Source organism: Rhizobium sp. N122 (genome assembly GCF_002211295.1).
Taxonomy (GTDB): Bacteria; Pseudomonadota; Alphaproteobacteria; order Rhizobiales; family Rhizobiaceae; genus Rhizobium.
On record NZ_LOKU01000001.1, the window covers coordinates 281,520 to 296,965 of the forward strand.

15 protein-coding genes are annotated in these 15,446 nt (G+C 61.9%); 3 read left to right on the forward strand and 12 right to left on the reverse strand.

The window, feature by feature from the left end; all coding sequences use genetic code 11:
- Positions 1-28: 28 nt before the first annotated feature.
- The 12 genes from ATY75_RS01250 to ATY75_RS01305 form a co-directional block, all read right to left on the reverse strand.
- A complete protein-coding gene (locus tag ATY75_RS01250) occupies positions 29-1,375 on the reverse strand; it encodes an FAD-binding oxidoreductase (protein WP_088936129.1) in 1,347 nt (448 codons plus the stop codon).
- The gene (locus tag ATY75_RS01255) at positions 1,372-2,889 is read right to left on the reverse strand and encodes an aldehyde dehydrogenase (RefSeq protein WP_088936130.1); all 1,518 of its coding nucleotides are present in this window, start codon (positions 2,887-2,889) and stop codon (positions 1,372-1,374) included. The genes ATY75_RS01250 and ATY75_RS01255 overlap by 4 nt, the downstream gene beginning before the upstream one ends.
- Entirely contained in the window at positions 2,882-3,793 is a 912-nt protein-coding gene (locus ATY75_RS01260) for a dihydrodipicolinate synthase family protein (RefSeq protein ID WP_088936131.1), read from the reverse strand. The genes ATY75_RS01255 and ATY75_RS01260 overlap by 8 nt, the downstream gene beginning before the upstream one ends.
- The gene (locus ATY75_RS01265; protein ID WP_088936132.1) at positions 3,790-4,506 is read right to left on the reverse strand and encodes a GntR family transcriptional regulator; all 717 of its coding nucleotides are present in this window, start codon (positions 4,504-4,506) and stop codon (positions 3,790-3,792) included. Before ATY75_RS01265 ends, ATY75_RS01260 begins: the two co-directional genes overlap by 4 nt.
- A gap of 411 nt (positions 4,507-4,917) precedes the next feature.
- A complete protein-coding gene (gene gfa, locus ATY75_RS01270) occupies positions 4,918-5,487 on the reverse strand; it encodes an S-(hydroxymethyl)glutathione synthase (protein WP_064844691.1) in 570 nt (189 codons plus the stop codon).
- A 55-nt stretch (positions 5,488-5,542) separates the two neighbouring features.
- A complete protein-coding gene (fghA, locus tag ATY75_RS01275; RefSeq protein WP_064844693.1) occupies positions 5,543-6,379 on the reverse strand; it encodes an S-formylglutathione hydrolase in 837 nt (278 codons plus the stop codon).
- 3 nt (positions 6,380-6,382) lie between these two features.
- Positions 6,383-7,510 carry an S-(hydroxymethyl)glutathione dehydrogenase/class III alcohol dehydrogenase gene (locus ATY75_RS01280; RefSeq protein WP_088936133.1) on the reverse strand — a complete coding sequence of 376 codons (1,128 nt, stop codon included), beginning with the start codon at positions 7,508-7,510 and terminating at the stop codon, positions 6,383-6,385.
- An 87-nt stretch (positions 7,511-7,597) separates the two neighbouring features.
- The gene (locus ATY75_RS01285; RefSeq protein WP_088936134.1) at positions 7,598-8,296 is read right to left on the reverse strand and encodes a dimethylsulfonioproprionate lyase family protein; all 699 of its coding nucleotides are present in this window, start codon (positions 8,294-8,296) and stop codon (positions 7,598-7,600) included.
- A gap of 15 nt (positions 8,297-8,311) precedes the next feature.
- Complete coding sequence (locus ATY75_RS01290; protein WP_088936135.1) at positions 8,312-9,241, reverse strand: electron transfer flavoprotein subunit alpha/FixB family protein; 930 nt, start codon at positions 9,239-9,241, stop codon at positions 8,312-8,314.
- Between the two features lie 23 nt (positions 9,242-9,264).
- Positions 9,265-10,014 (reverse strand): electron transfer flavoprotein subunit beta/FixA family protein, encoded by a 750-nt coding sequence (locus tag ATY75_RS01295; RefSeq protein ID WP_088936136.1) that lies wholly within the window; start codon positions 10,012-10,014, stop codon positions 9,265-9,267.
- 34 nt (positions 10,015-10,048) lie between these two features.
- Complete coding sequence (locus ATY75_RS01300; RefSeq protein WP_088936137.1) at positions 10,049-10,654, reverse strand: dimethylsulfoniopropionate lyase; 606 nt, start codon at positions 10,652-10,654, stop codon at positions 10,049-10,051.
- A gap of 44 nt (positions 10,655-10,698) precedes the next feature.
- Positions 10,699-12,735, reverse strand: a complete 2,037-nt coding sequence (locus ATY75_RS01305) for an NADH:flavin oxidoreductase (RefSeq protein ID WP_088936138.1) — start codon at positions 12,733-12,735, stop codon at positions 10,699-10,701.
- A 146-nt stretch (positions 12,736-12,881) separates the two neighbouring features.
- Between ATY75_RS01305 and ATY75_RS01310 the strand changes: the two genes are divergently transcribed.
- The 3 genes from ATY75_RS01310 (at position 12,882) to ATY75_RS01320 (ending at position 15,387) form a co-directional block, all read left to right on the forward strand.
- Entirely contained in the window at positions 12,882-13,511 is a 630-nt protein-coding gene (locus ATY75_RS01310; RefSeq protein ID WP_088936139.1) for a TetR/AcrR family transcriptional regulator, read from the forward strand.
- Positions 13,512-13,522: 11 nt separating this feature from the next.
- Positions 13,523-14,317: a pyrroline-5-carboxylate reductase dimerization domain-containing protein gene (locus ATY75_RS01315; protein ID WP_088936140.1), complete on the forward strand. Its 795-nt coding sequence runs from the start codon at positions 13,523-13,525 to the stop codon at positions 14,315-14,317.
- 68 nt (positions 14,318-14,385) lie between these two features.
- The gene (locus ATY75_RS01320; RefSeq protein ID WP_064844706.1) at positions 14,386-15,387 is read left to right on the forward strand and encodes an ABC transporter substrate-binding protein; all 1,002 of its coding nucleotides are present in this window, start codon (positions 14,386-14,388) and stop codon (positions 15,385-15,387) included.
- Positions 15,388-15,446 lie beyond the last annotated feature (59 nt).

The window sequence follows — 15,446 nt, forward strand, 5'->3', positions numbered from 1 at the left end:
GCAGTCTTCACATTGCGCGGCCGAGGGATCATCCCTCGCGGCCTGCCCGCAATTCCTGGAAGCGGATGACCGAGTTGACGCCGAGCCATGCAATGGGTTCGGGCGGCAGCCTGGTCGGCTCCGGCTGGTTTTTGTATTTCTCAAGCTCAGGGCTGGCGGCGCCGGTCGCGAGATCGGCGGCCATCATGCCGGCAAAGGTGCTCTTGACGGTGCCGAGACCATTCTCGCAGCAGGCGGAAAAGAGCCCCTCTTCGACCTCGCCGAATGCCGGCACATGGTTTCTGGAGAGGCAGAGCGCGCCCGCCCAGCTATATTCCATCGGCAGGCGCTCCATCCCCGGAAAACGGGCATCGAACGACCGCCGCTGTTCGGCAGCGATTCCGGCGACGCGCTTCTCCGACACTTTCAGGCTCGGGTCATAGGTGAACCTCGTCCTGACGACGATCCTCGAAAGCCCGTCCTTGGTGATCTTGCGCACCGTCGCACCCATCGGATCGGCCGGCAGCAGCGCCCAGCGATCCACACCGGTGACATCGCCTGCGAATTCGTTCTGCGAAAAGGCTGAGGTCATCGACGCATAGGTGAAGATATGCATCAGCCTTCCGCGGAAATGACCGAAGCTTTGGATGTGGCCGTTCACACCGAGAATGACCTTCGGCGCCGAAACGGAGCCGCGGGCGGTCTTAGCCTTCCAGTTTCTGCCTTCGCGCGAAAGCTCCAGCACCGGCGAGTGCTCGTGGATGGCAACCTGCGAATGGAGCCCGCGCGCCAAGCCCCTGATATAGTCGGCCGGCTGGATCATCACCGCGCCCGGCGTGTAGAGGCCGCCGCGATAATAGTGCGAGCCGGTCATCTCCCGCATCTGATCGGCATCGAGAACGCGATGCTCCTCGCCGATCTTCTCAAGCGACTTCCTGTAATTGTCGTTGAGACCCATGCCCCGGTCGGAGGCCGCGGCGTTTACCTTGCCGGAGGGATCGAAGGTTTCCCGGGACAGGCCGTATTCGGCCGCGACGTCGGCAGCAAAGGAAATCGCCAGGCGGTTCTGCCGGATCTCGTCCTTGGTCGCCGTTTCGTCGGCGACCGAATACTCGCCCGAGGACAGGTTGTGCGGCACGTCGATCATGAAGCCGGAATTCCTTCCGGCCGGGCCCTTGGCGAGTTCGCGGGCCTCCAGGACGACGATCTTGTCCTCAGGCCGCGATTGCGAGAGGCGGCGGGCCGCCGACAGGCCGGCAAATCCGCCGCCGATGATCAGCCAGTCGGCGGTAATGTCGTGTTCAAGCGCCGTTACGGGAAAGGCGCGCTCGCTGGTCGCCTCCCATCCCGAAACGCCGGTATCGGTCGGCAGGTGCTTGATCACATGGCGGCTCATCGGATCGTCTCGTCGACCGACCGCTCCGAGATATCGATCCAGATGGTCTTGAGTTCGCAGTAATTGTCATGGGCGAAGACCGACTTGTCGCGACCGCCGAAACCGGACTCCTTATAGCCGCCGAACGGCGTGGTGGCGTCACCCTCACCGAAGCAGTTAACGGTGATCAGGCCGGCCCTGATGTCGCGGGTCAGCCGGATCGCATTGCGCAGGCTGCCGGTATAGACGGAGGCCGTCAGGCCGTAATTGGTGTCGTTGGCCAAAGCGGTTGCCTCGGCGAGCGTGTTGAACGTCGTAACCGACAGGATCGGCCCGAAGATTTCTTCCTGGAACAGGCGGCTGGCCGGCGTCACACCCTCGACCAACGTCGGCTCGATGAAGATGCCGTTATAGGTTTCACCGCCTTGGGTGACGGACAGCTTCTCCGTCTTGGCGTCGTCGAGGAAGGATTTCACCTTTTCGAAATGCGACTTGCTGACGAGCGCGCCGATGCGGTTTTCGGGATCGAGCGGGTCGCCCGTCTTCCATTCGCGCATATAGGCGCCGATGCGCTTCATCAATTCATCCTTGACCTTGGCATGGACGATGAGACGCGACGTGGCCGAGCAATTCTCGCCCATGTTCCAGAAGGCGCCATTGACGACCTGCTCGGCAACGAGATCCAAGTCTTCGGCATCGTCGAGAACGACCGCGGGGTTCTTGCCGCCGCATTCGAGCACGACCTTCTTGAGGTTGGAGTCCGCGGCATACCGCAGGAAGCGGCGGCCGGTCGGCGTCGAGCCGGTGAAGGCCACCATGTCGACATCATTGTGCAGGCCGATCGGTTCGCCGACCTCCCGGCCGGAGCCGGTGACGACGTTGAAGACACCAGCCGGAATACCGGCTTCATGGGCGAGTTCGGCGACGCGCAGCGTGGTCAGCGTCGTTTCCTGCGCCGGCTTGACGATGACCGAGCAGCCGGCGGCAAGCGCCGGGCCGATCTTCCAGGCCAGCATCAGCAGCGGGAAATTCCACGGCAGCACGCATCCGACGACGCCGATCGGCTCGCGCACGATCATCGTCAGCGCATTGGCGCCGACCGGGGCGGTGTTGTCATAAAGCTTGTCGATCAGCTCGGCATGCCAGCGCAGCGTATGAATGGTATCGGGAACGTCGACCGTCTGGCACTCCCGCACCGGCTTACCGCTGTCGATGCTCTCCATGACGGCGAGCTCGTGCCTGTTGCGCTCCAGAAGCTTGGCAAGTTTGAGAAGCACTTCCTTGCGCTCGCCCGGCGAGCGCAGCCGCCAACGCCCGTCATCGAACGCTTGCTTCGCCTTCTCAACGGCAAAGTCGACATCGCTGGAATCGCAGGCGGCGATTTCGGCGAGAACCTCGCCCGTCGCAGGGTTCGTGGAGGTGAAAGTCTTGCCGGAATTGGCCGGGCGGAATGCGCCATCGACAAAGGCGTTCGTCGGAAGCTGGAGGCCAGCGGCAATCGCCTTGTATTCGGCGGCGGTCAAGGGTTCATGCATGGTTGGCTCCCGACGTGATCTGGGCGACCGTGCGCTTCAACGTAGAAACGACGGTCTCAAGGGTTCTTTTCTCTTCGGAGTTCAGTCCGCGTAGCGGCGCCCGCACCGGACCGGCTTTGAGGCCGATGATCTCGCAGCCGTGCTTGATTGATTGGACGAACTTGCCGCATTCGAGGAAGTCCATCAGCGGCAGCATCGCGCTCATGATCGCGCGGCCCTTGTCGAAGTTCTTGTCGAGGACGCAGGCCTCGTAGAGGGCGACATGCTCGCGCGGCAGGAAGTTGGAGCCGGCGCAGACCCAGCTCTTCGCACCCCAGGCGAAGAATTCGAGCGCCTGATCGTCCCAGCCGCAGGACAGCGCGATATGCGGAAACTTGCGGGCGAGCCGGTGAAGGTTGCCCATGTCGCCGGAGCTTTCCTTGATGGCGATCACGTTCTTCGACTTGCCGACCCGCGAGAAATACTCCTCGCCCATCACCACGCCCATGCGGGCGGGATAGTTGTAGAGCATGATCGGCAGATTGGCGGCGCGATCGACCGTCAGCGCATGGACCGCATTCTCGCGTTCGGTCGGCAATGCGTATGGCGGCGATGACACCAGGATTGCATCCGCGCCGATTTCCTTCGCAGCCTTGGCATATTCGACCGAATCTTCGGTGCGCGTGGCGCCGGTGCCGATGATCAGCGGCAGCCGCGTGCCGATGACGTCCTTCGCATAGGCCGCAAGTTCGTAACGTTCCTGGCTGCTCTGGGCGTAATATTCGCCCGTCGAGCCGCCGACGATGATGCCGTGGACGCCCGCCTCGATCAGCGACTCGAGCACGGCGGCAAATCCGGTCCGGTCGATCTGACCATTCTTGTCGAGCGGCGTCACCGCCGGCGTATAGATCCCCTCAAACTTCACGACGACTTCTCCAATACTTGCGTGGCCGGACCGCCGAGGAAGGCGTCCGCTTTCAGGCCTTGCGGAGCGATGAACATCTCCATGTTCTCGCGGGACAATTCCCAGTGTTCGAAAACGAGATCGACGACGGCATTCTCGTCGTGAGCGCCAAGCGCTGCGATAAAGCCGTCATGGTGGTCGACCGCCACCTGCAGCCGCCGCTTCATGTCCTCGTTCCTCGGCCGGAAGAACGTGTGGCCGATGCGCGCGTGATCGATCAGCAGCCGGCCGAGGCTCGGCTGCAGATAGACGTTGCCCGACATCTCTCCGAAGATCTCGTGAAAGCGATTGTTCTCAAGAACCATCGCCAAGGCGTCCATGTTCTTGCTGGCAGCGCGGAACCGCTCCTGCGTCTGCTTCAGATCCGCCAGTTGAGCCGGCTTGAAGTTCTGCACCGCGAGACGGCCGATCGCCGCATAGATCATCGGTGCGACGAGAAAGAAATTGCGAAGCGTGGAGTGGTTCATCGGGATGACCCGCGCACCCCTGTTCTCGCGGATGTCGATATAACCCTCGCCAGCAAGGCGACGGAAGATATCGCGCACCGGCGTCCGGGAAAGCCCATACCGCTCGCTCAAACTGGCCTCATCCAGATCGGCGTCCGGATCGAGTTCCATCGTCAAAATCTGGCGTTTCAGGTCGTCGTAGAGATTGCTCTTCGGTGTCTTCGCCATCGTCGATCTCCGGCCATTTGTTGCTCTACGCCCTGAAGATGGCATGCCTTTTCGGAGGAGTCAATAATTGTGTACTTTGCGTACACAATTATTATTCCCAAGATACACAATAGCGCGGACGTGAGAGGAAAGCAGCTCTCTCGAAGGCGGGAGACTGGCGGGGCTGACGGGTGAGCAGACATCCACAGCGAAAAGCTCCGCGGCGGCACCACGGATTTCTCGTCAGGCGGTTTATCGTGGGGTGAGAATTCTCTGCAGTCGACATCGATGCGCTTTTGCATCCAAGTCGATCATCAGGCGTCCGAAGCGTGGGCGCCGGCAAGTCGGCGGTGCGCGGCCACCGCGGAATATGTCGACATCCGGACAGCGGCGGGTGGCCGGGGAGCGCCGAAGCCGGCGCTCCCCGGTGGATTACGAGGCGAGCACGCCGCTCTTCTTGGCGGTCCAGGTCGCGATAGCGTCCATCAGGCCGGGGTTGAGACAATCGTACGGCTCGATACCGGATGCCTTCAACTGCGCTCTGACGGCGTCCATCTTGCCAGGATCGAAGCCGCTTTCGATGATCGACGAGACGAAGGCCGCAAAGCCGGGCTTTGCCCAGCCGCTTTCCTGGAAGCGCTCCGGATGGACGAACGACAATCCCTGGAAGGGATGTTCGCGCTCGACCGGCCCATACATATGCACGCCGCATTCCTTGCAAGCGTGCCGCTGGATCAGGGCAGCAGGATCGACGACGGCGAGCTTGTCGCCGTTCTCCAGGACTTCGACGTTTTTGGTCGGCGCAACCGCCACGACAGAAAAGGTAGCACCCGCAGGCTTCCAGCACTTGGTGCAGCCGCAGGCGTGATTATGGGCGATATCGCCCTTGATCCTGACCTTGACGGGGTTGCTCGTGCATTTGCACACCAGCGTCCCGCCTGAAAAGGCGGCGTCAGTCGCTCGAAAACCTGAATCCACTGCCGGATGAATGGCTATGCTCATTGATGTTCTCCTTCCCTCCCTGGCCGTTTGCGTTATGCCCGGCCAAGCTCTGCAATCAATTTCCCAGCCTCTGCGCGTGCCAGCGCAGATGGTCCTCCATGAAAGTCGAAATGAAAAAGTAGGAGTGGCCGTAGCCTTGCTGCATGCGCAGCTTGAGCGGAATGCCCGCCGCTTCGCAGGCCTGCCGGAGCTCGTCGGGACGCAAGCCATCCTCCAGGAAGCTGTCCGCCGTTCCCTGATCGACGAACAGTTCGGGGAACCGATGCCCGTCCTCGATCAGCGAGCAGGCGTCATAGGCCCGCCAGGTCGCCTCGTCCGCGCCGAGATATTTCCGCAAGGCCGGCTTCGACCAGCCGGAGACCGAGGGATGGCTGATCGGCGCGAAGGCTGAGCAGCTCCGGAAGCGGTCAGGATTCTTGAGCGCGATGGTGATCGCACCATGGCCGCCCATCGAGTGACCGAAGATCCCCTGGCGGTCCATGTCGACGGGGAAATGTTCGGCGATGAGCCGCGGCAACTCGTCGACGATGTAGCTGTACATGCGATAATTCGCCGAATAGGGCGGCTCTGTAGCGTCGACGTAAAAGCCGGCGCCCTTGCCGAACTGCCAGTTGTCGGGCTCGTCGGCAACATGGTCGCCGCGAGGGCTGGTATCCGCGCAGACGATGATCAGTCCGAGTTCGGCGGCAAGCCGCCGATACTCGCCCTTGTCCATGACATTGGCATGCGTGCAGGTCAGGCCGGAGAGGTACCACAGAACCGGGCAATTGCCCTCGGCCGCCTGCGGCGGCACGTAGACCGCAAAGGTCATGTCACAGTCGCAGGCCTGCGAGCGATTGACGTAGACGCCTTGAGTGCCGCCGTAAGACTTCTCGGTCGAGATGGTTTTCATGGCTCAATAGACCACCACGCCGCGGATGCTTTCGCCCTTGTGCATCATGTCGAAGCCCTTGTTGATATCGTCGAGCGGCATGGTGTGGGTGATCATCGGGTCGATCTGGATCTTGCCCTGCATGTACCAGTCGACGATCTTCGGCACGTCGGTACGCCCGCGCGCGCCGCCGAAGGCGGTGCCCATCCAGTTGCGGCCGGTGACCAGCTGGAACGGCCGGGTGGAGATCTCCTGGCCGGCGCCGGCAACGCCGATGATGATCGACTTGCCCCAGCCGCGGTGGGAGGCCTCAAGCGCCTGGCGCATCACCTTGGTGTTGCCGGTGCAGTCGAAGGTGTAATCGGCGCCGCCGATCAAGTCGCCATTGCGCTTGGTCAGATTGACGAGATGCGGCACGATGTCGTCGCCGACCTCCTTCGGATTGACGAAATGCGTCATGCCGAACTTCTCGCCCCAGGCCTTGCGGTCATTGTTGATGTCGACGCCGATGATCATGTCGGCGCCGGCGAGCCGCAGGCCCTGCAAGACGTTGAGGCCGATGCCGCCGAGACCGAAGACGATGGCCGTCGAGCCGATCTCGACCTTGGCGGTGTTGATCACCGCGCCGATGCCGGTGGTCACCCCGCAGCCGATGTAGCAGATCTTGTCGAACGGCGCGTCGGGATTGACCTTGGCAAGGGCGATCTCCGGCAGCACGGTGAAATTGGCGAAGGTCGAGCAGCCCATATAGTGATGGATCTTGTCCTTGCCGATCGAGAAGCGCGAGGTGCCATCCGGCATCACACCCTGGCCCTGGGTCGAGCGGATGGCGGTGCAGAGATTGGTCTTGCGCGACAGGCAGGAATAGCATTCCCGGCATTCCGGCGTGTAGAGCGGGATGACGTGGTCGCCCTTCTTGACCGAGGTGACACCGGGGCCGATATCGACGACGATGCCGGCACCCTCATGGCCGAGGATCGCCGGGAACAGGCCCTCCGGATCGGCGCCGGACAGCGTGAAGTCGTCGGTGTGGCAGATGCCGGTCGCCTTGACCTCGACCAGCACTTCGCCGGCCCTCGGGCCTTCCAACTGCACGGTCATCACTTCGAGCGGTTTTCCGGCGGCAACGGCTACGGCGGCGCGAACGTCCATTTTGATATCCTTCCTCTGAAATTAAATTCTGACTGCTAGATAATTCGATAGGCTGGCCTCTCATCGGCCTTCGCCGATAGCTGACCCTCACGTCTCGGGCTCAACCTGGCACCAGACCGCAAGAAGCGGCCTTGCCGTGCATCTTATCGCGAATGATTGCCCGGCATCGTTTGCGAAAACAGTGCCGATCGCAGCAGAAAACCACTGGGAATTGCCAAGGCAGATTTCTCCGGGCGACAGCAGAATAAAGGCCCGCGGCTGCGTCTGAACATGATCGGGAAACCGGGTGTAGCGGTCCATATAGATCACGCCGACCCTGAGATCGGCGCGCTCCTCCATGCCGCCGGGGCCGACCACGACGGCATGAGAATGCGTATTGCCGAAATTCAGGCTTGCAAACGGACCCGAGCGGCCGCGCCGCCAGAGCAAGCTGTCGGCAAGACTTCTGAATTGGCCGGCGATCGCCTCGTATTTCCGTCCTGATTTCGCAAGATGGCCGATGGCGTCATCAAGCCCTTCGGGCGCGCCGGGAAGAGGCGCGCCCTCCACGGGGCGCACCTTGCCGGTTTTGAGCAGTTTCTGCAGAACCTTGCCCGCGACGAAACTGGCGACGGCAGGGGCGTCGGCCGACAACATCAGACCGCCGACATCGTTCAGGAATTCCTGCAGCGGCTGAGGACGCCTTTCCCTGCCGATGTCGTGCAGCCGTATGTAGGCCGGCTTTTCCTCATCGTTCAGAAGAAGGTCTGCCCCTCGTTTTATTGGACGTCCTACCGCGCGCGCCACGTTCTGTCCCCTCGCTTAGAGCGCCTTTTCCAATTCCGGCAGGGCGTCGAACAGATCGGCGACGAGGCCATAGTCGGCAACCTGGAAGATCGGCGCCTCCTCGTCCTTGTTGATGGCGACGATCACCTTCGAATCCTTCATGCCGGCCAGATGCTGGATGGCTCCGGAGATGCCGGCGGCGATATAAAGCTGCGGCGCGACGACCTTGCCGGTCTGACCGACCTGCCAGTCGTTCGGCGCATAACCGGCGTCGACAGCGGCACGGCTGGCACCGACGGCAGCACCGAGCTTATCGGCAAGCGGCAGGATGACCTCCCGGAACTTCTCCGCCGAGCCGAGTGCCCGGCCGCCGGAGATGATGATCTTCGCCGAGGTCAGTTCCGGACGATCGGAAGCCGACAGCGCATCGCCGACGAAACGCGACAGGCCCGGATTGGAGATTGCCGCGATCGCCTCCACCGTTGCCGAGCCGCCTGCCGCGGCGGAAGCAAAGGAAGCCGTGCGCACGGTGATCACTTTCTTGGCATCGCTTGCCTGCACCGTCTGGATGGCATTGCCGGCATAGATCGGCCGCTTGAATGTGTCGGGGCTGACAACCTCGATGATCTCCGAGACCTGGGCGACATCGAGCAGAGCCGCGACCCGCGGCAGCACGTTCTTGCCGACCGAGGTGGCGGCCGAGAGGATGGTGTCGTAGGCACCGGCGAGCGAGACGATCAGGTCGGCCAGCGGCTCGGCCAGATTGTTGGCCAGTTCGTCGCTTTCGGCCAGCAGCACCTTGGAGACACCGGCGAGTTTGGCAGCGGCATCGGCCGCGGCCCTGGCGCCCTTGCCGGCGACGAGAATATGAATATCGGAGCCGATCTGGCTTGCGGCCGTCAGCGCCTTGGCGGTCTGGTCGGAAAGGCTGACATTGTCGTGGTCGGCCAGAAGAAGAATGGTCATGATGGTGTTCTCTATTTCCTGCCTTAAAGCACGCCGGCTTCGTTCTTCAGTTTGTCGACCAGCTCAGTGACCGACTTGACCTTGACGCCGGCCTTGCGGCCCGACGGTTCCTCGGTCTTCAGCACCTTCAGCCGCGGCGTGGTGGAGACGCCGAAATCAGCCGGGCTCTTCTTGTCGAGCGGCTTCTTCTTCGCCTTCATGATGTTCGGCAGCGAGGCATAACGCGGCTCGTTGAGACGCAGATCCGAGGTGATCACCGCCGGCAGCTTGATCTCGATCGTCTGCAGGCCGCCATCGACCTCGCGGGTCACCGTCGCCTTGCCGTCCCCGATCTCGATCTTCGAGGCGAAGGTCGCCTGGGCTGAGCCGAGCAGGGCCGCCAGCATCTGGCCGGTCTGGTTGCTGTCGTCGTCGATCGCCTGCTTGCCGACGATGACCAATCCCGGCTGCTCGGCATCGGCCACGCCCTTGAGGATCTTGGCAACGGCCAGCGGCTCGACTTGATCGTCGGTTTCGACCAGGATCGCCCGGTCGGCACCCATGGCGAGCGCCGTGCGCAGCGTCTCCTCGGCCTTGGCCGGGCCGATCGACACCACCACCACTTCCTCAGCCTTGCCGGCCTCCTTCAGACGCAGCGCCTCTTCCACCGAGATCTCGTCGAACGGGTTCATCGACATCTTCACATTGGCAAGCTCGACACCGGAACCATCCGGCTTCACCCGGATCTTCACGTTGTAGTCGACGACGCGCTTGACGGGCACGAGAATCTTCATTTGCAAAACCCTTTTATGTCTAGACTGCCGGCCATCAGTGCGGCCGTTCGGCAAGCAGCGCCCAGAAGGCGAAGAGCGGTGTGTCCACCGATCTCATGGCATGTTTGATCCCGGGGCTATTGTAGAACGATCCGCCGATACCGGGCGAAAACCAGTCCCCCTCCCCTTGCTGAAACTCTCCCTCGGAAAGCACGAGATAAACTTCCTCCGGCGGGTGGTCGTGATCGGGATAGCGCACGCGCGGCGCCAGCACTGTCACACCGAGCCACAGGTCGCTCCGCTCCTCCCATCCTGCCGGGCCGACGATCACGGCATTGGCATGCCCATCGACGAAATTGTCGCCGGCCGTGTGGTCATACTTGGTGCGCCGACGCCATTCAAGCATCGGCTCGATGCCTTTGAACGCCTCGATCAATCGCGCCAGTGAAGGATCATAGGAGGGATCGACCGCAAGCGCCACATCAAGCTGAGCGCAGACGGGCAACCGGCTTCCCTGCCCCGCACGTGCGATCCCCGGCCGCTCCAGCGCCGCAAAAAACTGACGGATCGAGCGCCGGGACTCCGGGGCTTTCGCGAACTGACCAAAAGCCAGAGACGCGGCATCCAGGAAAAGCTGGAGGCTTTCCTCCCGTAAACTCATATCACCCCCCGAAATGAGCGGCCGACGAGCGGCCGCTCCTGCGATCATATATCCTTGGCGATGCGCAGACCGTCATAGATGGCGGCATGCGTATTGCGCGCAGCGACAGCATCGCCGATCCTGAACAGCTGAAACTTGCCCTCGGGATTGCGCATGACGGACTGCGGCTCTCCCGACAGGAGCTGGTCGTGCGACATCTCGCCGAGATTGCTCGAGCTGGGCTTCAGCTCGAAATAGAGCTCGTCGAGCGGAATGGTCCCGTGATTGACGACGATCTGGTCGAAGCTGCTCTGCTTGGCAATCCCGCCGTAATCGCTGCCGACATGGGCGACGAGCTGGTTGCCGCTCTTCTCCACAGCCTCCAGGCGGTAGGTGACGGTGAAGGTCACGTCATGTTTCTGAAGAGAGCGCATATAGGGCACCAGGTTCATGGCCATGACCTCGGGCGCGAAGGAGCGGTCCGGCGTCATGATCTCCACCTTGGCGCCTGCCTTGGCGAGAAACTCCGCCGCCTGAAGACCGGCATGGTCGCCGGCATCGTCGAAAATCAGCACGTTGGTTCCAGGCTTCACGTCGCCGGAGATGATGTCCCAGGACGAGACCACCAGTTCGTTGCCGCGCGAGAGAACCTCGGTATGCGGCAAGCCGCCGGTCGCGATGATGACGACATCGGGGTTCTCGGCTTCAATCGTATCGGCTTCCGCCCAGGTATTGAAGTGGAAGGTAACGTCGTATTTCTCGCACTGACTCATGCGCCAGTCGACGATGCTGATCATCTCCCTGCGGCGCTCGCTTTGGGCGGTGAGCCGGATCTGGCCGCCGGCATTGTTCGCCGCTTCGAAGACGACGACCTGGTGGCCGCGCTCTCCGGCGACGCGCGCTGCCTCCAGACCGGCCGGGCCGGCGCCGACGATCACGACCTTTTTCCTGGCGTCGGCCTTCGCCACAATATGCGGCATGGTCAGTTCGCGGCCGGTGGCGGCATTGTGGATGCAGTAGGCGGCCCCGCCCTGATAGATGCGATCGAGACAGTAATTGGCGCCGACGCAGGGACGGATATCGTCTTCCCGCTTTTCGATGATTTTGCGGACGATGTGCGGATCGGTCATGTGGGCGCGGGTCATGCCGACCATGTCGACCTTGCCGGCCGCGATCGCATGGCGGGCGGTGGCGACATCGGGGATCTTCGCCGCATGGAAGGTCGGGAAGTCGGTCGCGGCACGGATCTCGCCGGCGAAGTCGAGATGCGGCGAATTCGCCATGCCCTGGATCGGGATCACGTCGGTCAGACCGGCGTCGGTATCGATGTGGCCGCGGATCACGTTCAGATAATCAATGAGGCCGCTTTCTTTCAGGCGCTTGGAGATTTCGATGCCTTCGGCCTTGGCGGTGCCGCCGGGAAGACACTCGTCGGCAGTATAGCGCAGGCCGAGAATGAAGTCGTCACCCACCCGTTTCCGGATCGCCTTGAACACGTCGAAACAGAAGCGCAGACGATTGTCGAGCGAGCCGCCATAGGGGCCATCGAGCTCGTTGGTGAGCGGTGACACGAACTGGTCGATCAGATGACCGTAGGCCTCGAGTTCGACGCCGTCCATGCCGCCCGCTTTCATGCGCTCGGCCGCATCGGCGAAGTCCTTGATGATGCGCTCGATATCCCAATCTTCCAACTTCTTCGGGAAGGCGCGGTGCGAAGCCTCGCGATGATGAGACGGGGCGACGACCGGCAGCCAGTCACCTTTGTCCCAGCGCGTGCGCCGGCCGAGATGGGTGAGCTGGATCATGATTGCCGCACCCTCTTCATGCACGGCGTCGGTCATTTCCCTGATCCAGGGTACGATCTCGTCCTTATAGGCGAGCAGATTGTTGAAAACCGGCGGGCTGTCCTTGGAGACGGCCGCCGAGCCCGCCGTCATCGTCAAAGCCACCCCACCCTTGGCCCGCTCCACCGTATAGGCGCGATACTTGTCCTTCGGCATGCCGTCTTCCGGATAGGCCGGCTCGTGAGACGTCACGATGATGCGATTGCGCAACTTTAAATGCTTGAGCTGATAGGGCTGCAGAAGAGGATCATTCGACATGGGCCGCGGTTCCGGATTAAAACATCGAGGGAAACGCTAAGCGTAATGTACATATGTGTCAACGATGAAAACATCTAAGTCGTTATTTTTGACACATATGTACATTTTTCTTGTGCGCGGCCTCATAATTTGATAGGAGATAAGGCATGGATCAGGCTTTGAACGACACCGGCTGGCGCGGATCGCAGGAGGGATGGCTGGAAGCAGCTTACCACTCCTTGCTGGAATCCGGCGTGGATTCGGTGAAAATTCTGCCGCTGGCGAAGAAGCTCAATCTCTCGCGCACGAGCTTCTACTGGTTCTTCAAGGATCGGGAGGAGTTGTTGAGCGCACTCGTGGCGCTATGGCGCGATAAAAACACCGGCAACATCGTCAAGCGGTCCGAAGCCTATGCGGAATCGCTGGCCGAGGCGATGCTCAACGTCTTCGATTGCTGGCTCGACAACGATCTGTTCGACGCGAAGTTCGAGTTTGCCGTGCGCAGCTGGGCGCTGCAGTCCGACGAACTTCTCGCCGAAGTCCAGCAGGCCGATCAGATCCGGCTGGAAGCGCTGAAGCGCATGTTCATGCGGTTCGGGTTACCAGAAACGACATCGGATGTCAGAGCGCGAACAACTTACCTCGTGCAGATCGGATATATTTCCATGCAATCAAGGGAGGAACTTGCCGTCCGCATGAAACGGATTCCGGAATATATCGCGATCTACACGGGCGTCGTGCCGCAGCAGAGGGAGCTCGACCGCTTCTTCTCCCGGCATGGCTACAGACCCGGCTAGAGGAGGCTCGAATGAGCGTTTCCTTGAGGATCGGCATAATTGGTGGCGGCGGCTGGCTGGGCGGAGCAATCGCCGGCTCGATTGTCGACGCCGGCCTGGTCGAGCCTCGGAATCTCACGCTCTCCTATCGCAGTCAGCAGCCGGACCGCTTCCCGAATTCCTTCTGGACGTCCGACAATCAGGCGCTTGCCGACCGCTCGGACGTGATTCTTCTCTCCGTCCGGCCCGATGACTGGCGCACCCTTGATGTCGATGCCGGCGGCAAGCTCGTCGTTTCGGTCATGGCTGGCATCGGTCTTGCCGCCCTTTCGCGACGTCATAAGACCGGCCGTGTCGTCCGCGCCCTGCCGAATGCCGGCGCCGAAGTGGCCAGGTCCTATACGCCCTGGATTGCCGCGGGCGATATCACGGAAGGCGACCGCGCCGTCGTCCGCGCCATTTTCGAAGCATGCGGATCGCAGGACGAGGTCGCAACAGAAAGCGACATCGATTATCTCACCGGCCTTTCCGGTTCCGGACCGGCGTTCCCGGCGCTGCTTGCGGCCGCCATGATGAGCGACGCGGTCGCCCGCGGCCTGCCGGCCGCGATTGCGCGACGCGCCGTCAATACGGTGATATCGGGCGCCGGGCGCCTTTTGGAGCGTCGCGACGAGAGCCCTGAGGAGGTCGTTCAAACCTTTCTCGACTATCGCGGCACCACTGCGGCGGCCATCGAAAGCATGCGGGCGGCGGGGTTCGACGCTTCGGTCGCCAAGGGATTATCGGCAGCATTTCAGAAATCGGTGAGTATGGGAAAGGTTTCCTGACGACCGTTGGGGCGGGTACTGCGGCACCCCGCTCGGCAAGACAAGCCGCTAAACAGAGGGAACGAGAAATGAAAAAATTACTTGCAACGACGTGTTTGACGTTCGGCCTGATCGGCGGCGCGTCATTCGCCAGCGCTGCCGAATGCGGCAGCGTGACCATCGCCAGCATGAACTGGCAGAGCGCCGAAGTTCTCTCCAACCTGGATAAGTTCATCCTGAACGAAGGCTATGGCTGCAGCGCTGACATCACCGTTGGCGACACCGTCCCGACGATCACCTCCATGGCCGAAAAGGGCCAGCCGGATATCGCGCCCGAAGCCTGGATCGATCTTCTGCCCGACGTCGTCAAGAAGGGCACGGAAGAAGGCCGCATCGTTCAGGTCGGCTCGCCGCTGCCGGACGGCGGCGTGCAGGGCTGGTGGATTCCGAAATACCTCGCCGATGCCCATCCCGATATCAAGACCATCGGCGATGTGCTGAAGCATCCGGAACTCTTCCCCGATCCCGAGGATCCGAAGAAGGGCGCCATCGTCAACGGCCCGCAGGGCTGGGGCGGCACGGTCGTCACCTCGCAGCTTTACAAGGCGTTTGAAGCCGAGAAGGCGGGCTTCACCCTCGTCGACACCGGCTCCGCCGCCGGCCTCGACGGTTCGATTGCCAAGGCCTACGAACGTAAGGAAGGCTGGGCCGGCTACTACTGGGCGCCGACCGCGCTGCTCGGCAAGTATCAGATGGTCAAGCTCGAAGCCGGCGTGCCGGAGGATGCCGCCGAATGGAAGCGCTGCATCACCGTCGCCGACTGCCCCGATCCCAAGCCCGCTTCGTGGCCGGTCGATCACGTCGTCACGCTGGTTGCCAAGCCTTTCTCGGAAAAGGTCGGGCCTGAAGTCATGGACTATCTGGCGAAGCGCTCCTGGAGCAACGACACGGTCAACAAGCTGATGTCGTGGATGACTGACAACCAGGCGACCGGTGAAGACGGCGCCAAGCACTTCCTGAAAGAAAACAAGGACATCTGGTCCAAGTGGGTTTCGCCTGAGGCAGCCACGAAGATCGAAGCTGCCCTTTAACACTGACTATCGCGGTGCGCCAAAAGCGCACCGCCTCGCAGCCGACAAAAACAAAAAGA